Below are 10,321 nucleotides of genomic sequence, written 5' to 3' on the forward strand. Positions count from 1 at the left end.
ACGGCGTGCGGTCATCGGCCAAAAACTGCGTCGGGGCCAGCGCCTCTTGCAGCCGTGTCCCAGCGTCCTGCGCGCCGTGATCCCCGGACCGCCGCGGCACCAACTGCCGCACAACCCGAACCAGTAACGCCCGTACCCGGCGCCGCAGCAGGACGGCGCCGAGCGCGGGCAGCGAGATCATCGCGACACCGTGCTCGACGTCGACACCGGCGACGATGGGTTTCCTCCCCGCACGCCGAGGCAGATCGGTCACCAGCACCAGCAAGTCCCAGCCCCGGCCCTGACGATGCTGCTCCGACAGTGTGCGCATCGGGATGTCACCGTCTTCGTTCAACGGCAGCTGGTCGACCTCGTGCTCCACCCGCCATCGCGTCTGCCCACTCACCAAAGCGGCGAAAGTTTCCGGTAGCTCGTCGACGATGGTGGTGATCACCTGCTCCGGCAGGCCTTCGTCGGTCAACAGCCCGACGGCCACCTGGTGCGGCGCGTTCATGTGGTTTCACCTCTCTCCTCGGCACCTGGTTTCCCCGACGGGTGCCGGCCAAACCAGCCGGGCCGGGCAGGACGTCAGAGGGGCAGCGCGGGATGCCGGGAGGTCGCCACGCGGTAGACCCGTGCCGGTGGCGTGCCCCGCGTGCCCGCGCGACCAGCACCAGCAGCCACGCCACCCCGATCGCCGCGATCAGGCCAGGTCAACGTCGTGTACGGCCCTTCCTGACCGCTCCCGCGCCAGCTGGGCCAGCGCGGGGCTGACCTGGCGGCAGGGTCCGCACCAGGCGGCCCAGAGGTCGCCCACCGGCATCGTCGCCCGCTCCGCGACTTGCGCGAAGTCGGTCTCGCCTGCGTCGACGGTGATCGCCAGTCCCTCGGTCGGTTCACCGCGCAGAAGCGCCCGATCTCGGTTTCGACCTCGTGGGAGATGCACCGGCGCAGCGGCCTGGCACCGTACACGGGATCGAACCCGTGCTGGGCGATGAGCTTCCGAGCCTGCCGCGCGGTTCAGGTCGTAGTTCCGTTCCGCTTCTTCGGCTTCGTGACGCAGCCGCTCCAGCTCGGACCGCAGCTCCTGGACCCGCCGGATCCCCTGACGCTCGGCATCCCACTGCGCCTTCTTCGAGTCCGCTCCGGCACGAAGATCGGCGAGTTCCCGCTCGAGGTCCGCCAGCCGCGCCTTGCTGACGTGCCGGGTGAGCTCGTCGAGTTCGGCGGGCATGGAGTCGATTTCCGTGCGCAGCCGCGCGCACGCCTCGTCGACCAGGTCGATCGCCTTGTCCGGCAGGAACCGGTCGGTGATGTAGCGGTGGGACAGGGTCGCGGCGGCGACCAGCGCGCCGTCCTGGATCTTGACCCCGTGGAACACCTCGAGCCGCTCCCGCAGTCCACGCAGGATCGAGACGGTGTCCTCGACCATGGGTTCGCCGACGACGATCGGCTGGAACCGGCGCCGGCTTGAGCATGTTCCCGGCGTCCATCGCGCCCTTCGTGATGAGGACGCGGTGAGGTGGGACCGGTAGCCAAGTCCGGCCCCACCTCTTTCCTCGCCCCCGGGTCAGAACGTGACGGTGAACCCGTCGATACTGCCGGTATCGAACTTGTAGACGTCCTGGGCGCTCAGCTTCCAGGTGCCGTTGGCGTTCTCGCCGGAGGCATCCACCGTGTACGTCTCGTGGACACCGCCTGCCGTGCCGACTCCGCCGGAGCCCTTGAGCCGGTACGCCTTACCGCTCGGCCCGATCAGGTCGAGCACCAGGTCCGCGGAATAGGTGTGCGAGATGTCGACCTTCACCGGCAGTGACGAGGACGCCCTGCCGTCACAACCATCCTGCGTCACCGAGCTCGTCACGGCGGCACCGGCGTCCGGGATGGACACCGGGGTCGTGTTCGACTTCGTGCCGCACTTCGGCGCCGGGCCACCACCGCCGATGAACGAGACGTTGAGCAGTTTGTTCAGCGAACCGCTGCCCGGGTTCTTGACGACACCGTCGGAAGCGTTGTTCACCAGCGCGTCCCGGACCTGTTTCGGAGTCGCGGACGGGTTGGCCGCCAGGTAGAGCGCGGCCGCGCCGACGACGTGCGGTGTCGCCATCGAGGTCCCGCTCATTCCGGCGGAGCCGCCGTTGCTCGGGCTCAGCGACGTGATGTTGGTGCCCGGCGCGAAAATGTCGGTGCAGCTTCCGTAGTTGGAGAACGACGAGCGGTTGTCGCTGGAGTCCGTCGCGTTCACCGTGATGGCTTCCGGCACCCGTGCCGGGCTGGTGTTGCAGGCGTCGGTCGAGGCGTTGCCCGCGGCGATGCCGTAGACGACTCCGGAGGCGATGGACCGCTTGACCGCGTCGTCACCGACACCCGGCGCGTCAGTGGTGAGGCTCATGTTCGCCACGGCCGGTTTCACCGCGTTGGCCGTCACCCAGTCGACGGCGTCGATGATGCCCGAGTCCGGGCCGGTGTTGTCGCAACCGAGGACCTTCAGCCCGACGATCTTGACCTTCTTCGCGACGCCGTAGGTCTTGCTGCTGATCGTGCCCGCCGTGTGACTGCCGTGCCCGTTGCAGTCCTTGCCGTCACCGCCCATGAAGTCCTTGCCGAGGCTGGCCCGGCCTTCGTACTCCGGGTTCGACGGGTTGATGCCGCTGTCGAGGTCGTACGCGGTGACACCCTCACCGCTGTTGTTGTAGGTGTACTTCTTGTCCAGTGGCAGGTTCTTCTGGTCGACGCGGTCCAAACCCCAGGTCGGGTTGGTCTGCGTGTCGGCACCGCGGGCCGTTCCGTCCTGGTAGACGGCCTTCACCGACGGATCGGCCGCGAGCCGCCGCGCCTGCTTCTCGGTCATCTTCTTGACCGAGAAGCCGTTCAGTGCGGCGGACCAGGTGGACCGGACCTCGCCGCCGAAGCGCTGGGTCAGCGACGCGGACGACGCCTGGGCGGTCGCGAGGCCGTCCTTCAGCACCACGATGTACTGATCGCCGTAGTGCTGTTTCGCTTGAATCACCACACCTTCGGCTTCCGCGGCGACGGCGTTCCCGACGCCGAGCGCCAGCAACGGTGTCAGCGCTCCCAGAGCCAGCAGGAACTTTCGTGATTTACGCATGGTGGATCACCTCCGTGGTCTTCGTGGTCACTGGACGGTGAGCGTGTACGTGGCGGTCGAAGTCTTGCCGGAGCCGTCCTTCGCCGTCACGGTGATCGGGTACGTCCCGGCCTGGAACGGCGGGAAGACCTGCATCGTCGAGGTGCCGCCGCTGGAAATGGTCTGCGGGTTGAAGAACGGCGCGAACGGCAGGCCCGAGCCGGAGGCCGAGAGCGTGATGGAACCACTGCCGCCGGTCACGGAAACCTTCGTGCTGACCATCGAACCCGGGCGAGCGGTCCCCGAAGCCGGGTCGAGGGTCACCTTCATGTCACCGGGCTCGCTCCCGCCCTTGCCGACCGTCAGCGTCAGCGTGGTGGTCACGGTGTCGGTCGTGCCCTTGCCGGACACGGTGATCGTGTAGTCCCGTTCCGGTGTTCCCGCCGCCGTCTCGATCGTCAGCTTCGCGGTGTCACCCGACTTGATGGTCGACGGCTGGAAGGTCGCCTTGGCACCGTCGGGGAGCCCGGACGCGGTCAGCGCGACGTTCTCACTGCCGTTCTTGCCCGGCTTGCTCGTGATCGACGTCGAGATGTACTTGCCGGGGTCGACCTTCACCGAACCCGGCGAGGCCGCGAGGGTGAACTTGTCCGCGCTGGGCGCGTCGCCGATCTGCTGCTTGACCCAGTCCCCCATCTCGTTGTTCAGGCGGCTGTAGACGCTGTACCACTTGAAGTCGCTGCGGCTCCACGAAGTGATGCCGACGACCACGCCGTTGACGATGAACGGGCCGCCGCTGTCCCCGGGCAGCACGGTCTTGCGGCCGTCGGAGTAGCCGGCGCAGATCATCGTCTTGGGGTCGACACCGTTCTCCACCCCGGTGCACTGATTCGCGTTGACGATCGGCAGGGTCAGCTTCTGCAGGGTGACGTCGGCGGGGCTGTCGTTCTGGGTCTTCTTGCCGTAGCCCAGGCTGAAGCCGTCCTTGCCCGGTGTCTCCAGGCCGGTGTCGGCGGAAGTGGCGACCTTCGCGTAGCCGCCCGCGGGGACGGGGATGTCGGCGTCGGTGGTGATGATCGCGACGTCGTAGCCGTTCCAGGGCTGGGTGAACTTCGGGTGGAGCTGGTAGTCGACGGCCTTGAGCTGGGTACCGCCGGTGCTCTTCAGATCGTCGAGTCCATAAAGGACGGACTTCTCGCCTGCCAGTTCCTTGCAGTGTGCCGCGACCATCACCTTGCGGGGCGCCACGACCGAACCGCTGCAGCTCTGTCCCTTGGGACGCGAGCCGCCTTCACGCAGGGCCGCGATGGCGAACGGGTAGTCCTTCACCGAGGCCGGCACGCCGCCGATGCCCTGGGCGTGGGCGCCGTCGGGGATCCGGACGTCGCCGGTCGGGGCGACGGCGGACGCGGACGGCTGGGGCGCCGCCCCGGCGGTGCCGCCCGCGACGGGGATCGACAACGCCGTCATGCCCAGCGCCAGCAGGCCCAGGATTCTTTTTCTCTGCACGGTGTTTCCTTTCACAGGGGAGGAAATCAGAAGGTCAGGCCGAAGCTGTCGAGGAGGCCGGAGTCGAAGCGGTAGATGTCCTGGACGCGCAGCTTCCAGTCGCCGGAACGGTTCTCGCCCGAGGTGTCGACGGTGTAGGTCTTGGAGAGATCGATCGAGCTTTCGCCGCCGGCCTGCTTGAGGTTGACGACCTTTCCGCTCGGCGTCACGAGGTCGATCTTCAGATCGCCCGAGTACGGATGCTTGATCGCCACGGCGACCGAGGTGCCCGAAGTGCCCTTGGCGTCGCAGGAGCCGATGGTCACGGTGCTGGACACGGCGTCACCGGCGTCCGGGATCGCGACGTCGTCAGTACTGCTCCCACCCGCGCAGGACGGCGGATTCGGCGTGCCGCCACCGAGGAAACCCGTGTACAGCAGCTTGTTCGGCGAGCCCTTGACGTCGGAGATCTTGCCGGGGGTGGTGTTGTCGAGCAGCGCCTTGGTGACCTGCGCCGGGGTGGCCGACGGATTCGCGGTCAGGTAGAGCGCGGCCGCGCCCGCGACATGCGGGGTGGCCATCGAAGTGCCGCTCATCTGCTGCGTGCCGCCACCGTTGCGGGTGGAGGTGATGTTGCTGCCCGGCCCGAACAGGTCCGTGCAGGTCCCGTAGTTCGACGACTGCGACGAGTTGAAGATCGAACGCTTGTCCTGCGCGTCGCTCGCGGCGACGGTGATCGCCTCAGGTGTGCGGGCGGGTGAGACGTTGCAGGCGTCCTGTCCCTCGTTGCCCGCGGCGACCGTGACGGTGATCCCGGCCCGGACCGCGCCCTGCACCGCCTGGTCCACTGTGGACGTCGCGCCACCGCCGATGCTCATCGTGAGCACCGCGGGCTTCTTGGCGTTCTTGGTGACCCAGTCGATACCGGAGACGATCGTCGACCACGGCGCGCTGGAGTTGCAGCCGAGCACGCGGACGGCGACGATCTTCACTCCCTTGGCGACGCCGTAGGTCGTGCTGCCGACGGTGCCCGCGACGTGCGTGCCGTGGCCATGACAGTCGGAGGCGTCACTGTCGCTGTCGACGAAGTCGTAGCCGCTGCTCGCCCGGCCGCCGAACTCGGACTGCCGGTAGTCGGTCCCCGTGTCGAGGACGTAGACGGTGGCACCGTCGCCTTTGTTGGCGTAGTCGTACTTCTTGTCCAGCGGCAGGTCTTTCTGGTCGATCCGGTCCAGTCCCCAGGTCGGGTCGTTCTGGGTGTCGGTGGCGCGGGCGAGGGAGTCCTGCTCGACCGTGGCGACCGCCGGGTCCGCGGCGAGCTTCCGGGCCTGCGCCTCGGTCATGCGGCCGGCGAAGCCGCGCAGGGCCGAGTCGTAGGTGCGGGTCACCTGCGCGCCGTAGCCGGAGGCCAGCGAGTGCACGTCGGAGGTGGTGGCCTGACCGGGTTTGAACGTGACGAGGTAGGCGCCCGGGATGGCGCCGGGACCGCCTTTCAGAACGGCCTGTTCGCCCGCGGAGGCGGCGGACGGCAGGACGAGGGCTGCGGCGGACAGGGCCGTGGCCAGAGCCAAGGTCCGTCGAGGACGGAAACGTTCACGCATCGGCATACTCCTGAAGGTGGGGAATCGGCGCGGGCGGGGAGAAAACGAGGACTGCCGCGACGCTGTGACAACAGTGAATTTTCCGGGAGCCGAGAACAATAGTGGTTGTCCACGATGGACTACTCATTAAATTCACGGGGCCGCTACCAGCACTTTTGCCGCAAGTCACACCAGTAGCGACCGGTTCGAATCACTGAGAACCGTATGCCGAAAAAATAAGGGACCTCATCAAATAACGCGAGCACGAAAAGGTCAAATTGATTGAATCACATGACTCAGGCGGTTTTCGACCCGGCGATCCGGTCCCGCAGCAATTCTTCACTCAGCACGGCGCGCGAAGGCAGATCGAGTTTGCACAGCGCGCGGCCGAGATGGACCTCGACGGTGCGCGCCGACAGGAACAGGCGTTCCGCGATCTGGCGATTGGTCAGATTCTGCGCGGCGAGGCCGACGACCTCGAGCTCACGCGGTGACAACGCCTTGCCGTAGCCGCGACGGCCGCGTCGCGGAACGTCCGGACTGTGAGCCGCGAGTGCCCGGCGGCACCGCTGAGCGTCGGCGAGGGAGTCCAGCGCCCGGTAGGTCGTCTCGGCCGAGGTCAGCGCGCCCAGTAGCCGTTCGTGCTCGCCGAGTTCGGCGTAGCACTCGCCCGCGCGTTCCTCCGCGCCCGCGGCCGCTTGAGGTCGCGGCAACGCTTGGTAGGACCGCGCCGAGCGACTGAACAGCTCGGCGGCTTCAGCGGGGCGGGACCGGGCGAGCAAGCCCCGGCAGAAGAGGTCCGCCGCGACGGCGAGCGGCGCGTCACGCCCGGCGATCCCTTCCTGGTACTCGGCCAGCAGCGCTTCGGCGGCTTCGGTCTCGTGCGCCTCGATCAGCATCCGGACCGCGAGCGGAAGCAGTTCCGCCGCCCACACCCAGTTGTTCTTGCGGCGGATGTTCGTCAGCCCGTACTCGACGAGACGGCGCGCCCCCGCGAGATCCTTGCCCGCCAGCTGGACCGCGGCCCGTCCCGCGAACGACGAGGCCTGCAAGGGGACGCTTCCCGCCGAAAGCTTGAACGCGGCGTCGAAATCACGCAACGCCGCCGCCCGCCGCCCTCGACCGAAGTGGTACCAGCCGAGCGCCAGTAGCGGCTCCCCCGCCAGGGAACTGTCCTCGCCCACTCGCTCGACCAGGTCACGAGCCTCGCTGTCCACTGTGGTCCACAAGCCCATCGCGACGTCGAGCCGCAGGTCCGTGCCCGCCGCCAAGGCCTCCAGATAAGGCTGGTACTCGTCCTGGATAAGCCTCCGCGCAGTCGCGAGGTATGACCTGGCCACGGGGTAGTAGCCGTTCCACGCCGCCGCGTCGGCGAGGTTGATGTAGGTCCGGCAGACCTGGCGGCGCACATCGGCCGACCGCGGTGACTCCGGAAGCGTGCCGACGTCCTGCCAGACACCGGGGTCGGCGACCTGCATCCGGCTGGACATCCGGTTCGCGGTGACCGCGGCGAGCAGTTCGACGTCACGGATGCCTTGGCTGGCCCGCTCGGCCTGATCGAGCCAGCGCAGGTTCTCTTCGACCGGGATCGCGCCGAGATGCGGAAGCGCCAGCGTGACCAGGCCACGAGCGAGCAGGGCGCGATGGTCGGAGAGGTCCGCGACGGCCAGCTGGATCTCCGAGCGGCCGGCGTCGATCTGCCCGCTCTGGTTGATCAGCACCCGGCCGAGATTGATCCGGATCTCACCGCGGGCGGTCTTGCTCATCGGCCACTCCCGCACCGCTGTGCGCAGCAACCGGACCGTCGGCTCCTTGATCAGCTCGTAGGCGGTTTCCCTGCTGAGCCTGACCGCGAAGTTCTCCCGGTCGGCACGGGAAAGTCCGTCGTCTCTGAGCGCGGCTTCGAGCAGGCGCACGGCTTCGTCCGGTTTGCCGTCGGCCACCGCTCTGTCGACGGCCTCCGAGGTCCACCGCACCCAATCGCCGAGCTCACCGGCCACCCGATGGTGCTGTGCGATTCTCGACGCGTCCGGCTCACTCGAACCGGCGAGAAGACGAGCGACGCGACCGTGCAGGCGGCACCTCCGAGGGCCGGGGATGGCGGCGTGGACGACCTCCGCCACCAAAGGACTGCGTGCGGCGTACCGTCCTCTGCCCAGATCGCGCAGAAATCCCGCGTCGAGAGCCGAAAGCAGCGCACGGTCGACGACATCCCCCTCCAATTCGGACACTTTCGCCAGCTCGGCGCAGTCGGCCGGACGACCGAAGGCGACGGCCGTCTCGGTGATCGCGGCACAGCCCGGATCCGCTTCCGTGAGCCTGGCCGTGAGGGCGGCGGACCAGGCAGGCGGCACGGGAGCGCGAGGCGATTCGAGAACCGCGTGAACAGCTCCGCGCACACCGCCCGTCCGTCGATGAACCCGCTCGCCGAGCTCCCGCGAGCCGGCCAGCGCCACGACGTCGTCGACATCCAGCGGCGCCAAGGTGAGTCTCGCGGTCACTCCCGATCTCGGAGGCCACCAGGACTCACCCGGCGCGGGCCAATGCGCCCGGATCGTCGAAGTGGTGACGACAGCCAGCCGCGGAGAAGGATTGTCCGCCAGGAACCGGAAGAGATCTTGGGTCTCCTCGTCGGCTTCGTCCGCGTCGTCCGCGAGCAGGACCGTGCGGTCTTGCGCGGTCAGCAGTTCGCGGAGCGCCCGGAACACGAGGTGGCGGTTGTCGCTGCCGGACGGCTCGGCGGGGAGCACTCCGGCCAGTTCCGGCAGGAAGGGACGGAGGACTCCGGCGAGCGGCGACAGCAGAGCGGCGACCGTCGTCCACCTGCCGAGGTCTGCGCTCAAGGCTTCGAGCACCGGGCCGAGCGGGACGGGCCGCCGCCGTCGGGCGCAGCGGACCCGGACCACGGCGCATTCCCCGGCTTCGCGGCGCGCGAGCTCGTCGAGCAGCCATGTCCGGCCCGCTCCCGGTTCGCCTTCGACCACGGCGAAGGCGGGACACCGGGCGATCGCCCGCGCCGTCCCTGCGACGAAATCCGCTGTCGCACCGCTCATGGAACGACTCTAAGCGCGAACCTTCTGTCCAGGATTTCTCTAAGGGCCCTCATTTAATGCGAGGCCGGGCGGGCCAGCTCGACGAGACTGTCGAACAGCGCTTCCGCGGACCGGCACACGGCCAGCGGGGGTACCTCGAACGGGCCGATGACCTCGGTCAGCTGTTCCCACGCGAACCGGCCCAGCACCCTGGCCAGCACGATCCTCACCGCGGCGGGCTCTCCCGCGCGCGGTCGCAGCGCGTCCTCGCCGCCGCTGAGCCGACCTTCGGGCTCGAGCGCGTCGAGGCACCGCGAAAGCACCTCGCCGGTCAGCCGGACCACGGCCACGCGTGACGGCCCCCGCAGGTAGGGGGCGACGTCCGCCATACTCGCCATCCGGTGAAGCACGCCGGCCACCATGCGGTCACGTACGTAGCGCGGCCCGAGGGTCGAAACGGTCGCGGGCTCCTCGAATCGCTTCGACACGGACCCAGCTTTCCCTGACGCCGAGGCCACGGCCAGGCCGGAAGCGATAGATGAGGATCCGTAGCCAACAGCGGTACTGGGGTCTACGGGATCGCCGTCTCCATCGCGACCACTGGCTTCGAACAGACCGGAGTGCCGAGCGTCACGGTTCTCCTCCGGTTCGCGGGTTTGGCCCGGCGCGAGCCGGGGCACACGAGGCAAGTCCCCATCGCAGCGGCAGGCGCGTGCCTGCCTTGCCAGGAAAGAGAATCACCATGATCGTGCTCGGAGTCATCATCCTCGTGGTCGGCCTGATCGTCGGCATCCCGGTGCTGACCACCATCGGCGCCGTGCTCGCCGTCGTGGGCGTCGTCCTGGCGATCCTTGGCGGCACCGGCCGCAAGGTGGGCGGCCGCGCCCACTGGTTCTGAGCCCTCCCCGCCGGCTGAATCGATGGTCCCGGTCCATACTTTCTCCGACCGGGGCCATCGACCGGATTTCCTTGTCTTCGCGCCGATCTCACCGGCTTTCGGGCTTCACGGGACGCGGTTGGGAAAGCCCGGATCGGGGTATTGAAGGACTATGGGGCTTGCGAAAGAACGAACCGGAAACGTCGAGAGCCGCGTGCACGAACCCGCGCCTCGACGGCGGGAGGGAGTCACTCTGGCGGCGACCTGGACCTCGATC

7 protein-coding genes and 2 pseudogenes are annotated in these 10,321 nt (G+C 68.3%); 1 reads left to right on the forward strand and 8 read right to left on the reverse strand.

Annotation, left to right across the window (positions count from 1 at the left end; all coding sequences use genetic code 11):
• The 8 genes and pseudogenes from CFP71_RS32130 to CFP71_RS32160 all read right to left on the reverse strand — a co-directional run.
• Positions 1–493, reverse strand: a pseudogene (locus tag CFP71_RS32130) (hypothetical protein); the annotation flags it as partial.
• Between the two features lie 189 nt (positions 494–682).
• Positions 683–802: a thioredoxin family protein gene (locus CFP71_RS45665; protein WP_425266640.1), complete on the reverse strand. Its 120-nt coding sequence runs from the start codon at positions 800–802 to the stop codon at positions 683–685.
• A gap of 186 nt (positions 803–988) precedes the next feature.
• Positions 989–1,444: pseudogene (locus CFP71_RS44380) on the reverse strand (type VI secretion system ATPase TssH); the annotation flags it as partial.
• A 105-nt stretch (positions 1,445–1,549) separates the two neighbouring features.
• Entirely contained in the window at positions 1,550–3,088 is a 1,539-nt protein-coding gene (locus tag CFP71_RS32140; RefSeq protein WP_093937701.1) for a S8 family peptidase, read from the reverse strand.
• 27 nt (positions 3,089–3,115) lie between these two features.
• A complete protein-coding gene (locus CFP71_RS32145; RefSeq protein ID WP_093937702.1) occupies positions 3,116–4,576 on the reverse strand; it encodes a trypsin-like serine protease in 1,461 nt (486 codons plus the stop codon).
• Between the two features lie 26 nt (positions 4,577–4,602).
• The gene (locus tag CFP71_RS32150; RefSeq protein WP_093937703.1) at positions 4,603–6,156 is read right to left on the reverse strand and encodes a S8 family peptidase; all 1,554 of its coding nucleotides are present in this window, start codon (positions 6,154–6,156) and stop codon (positions 4,603–4,605) included.
• A gap of 275 nt (positions 6,157–6,431) precedes the next feature.
• Entirely contained in the window at positions 6,432–9,188 is a 2,757-nt protein-coding gene (locus CFP71_RS32155; RefSeq protein WP_093937704.1) for an AAA family ATPase, read from the reverse strand.
• 53 nt (positions 9,189–9,241) lie between these two features.
• Entirely contained in the window at positions 9,242–9,655 is a 414-nt protein-coding gene (locus CFP71_RS32160) for a hypothetical protein (protein ID WP_093937705.1), read from the reverse strand.
• Positions 9,656–9,909: 254 nt separating this feature from the next.
• Here CFP71_RS32160 and CFP71_RS43835 point away from each other — a divergent pair, with 254 nt between their 5' ends.
• On the forward strand, positions 9,910–10,065 hold the full coding sequence (locus tag CFP71_RS43835) for a hypothetical protein (RefSeq protein ID WP_143267220.1): 156 nt from the start codon (positions 9,910–9,912) through the stop codon (positions 10,063–10,065).
• The last annotated feature ends 256 nt before the right edge of the window (positions 10,066–10,321 follow it).

The organism is Amycolatopsis thailandensis, from assembly GCF_002234405.1.
In the GTDB taxonomy this organism is placed as follows: Bacteria; Actinomycetota; Actinomycetes; order Mycobacteriales; family Pseudonocardiaceae; genus Amycolatopsis; species Amycolatopsis thailandensis.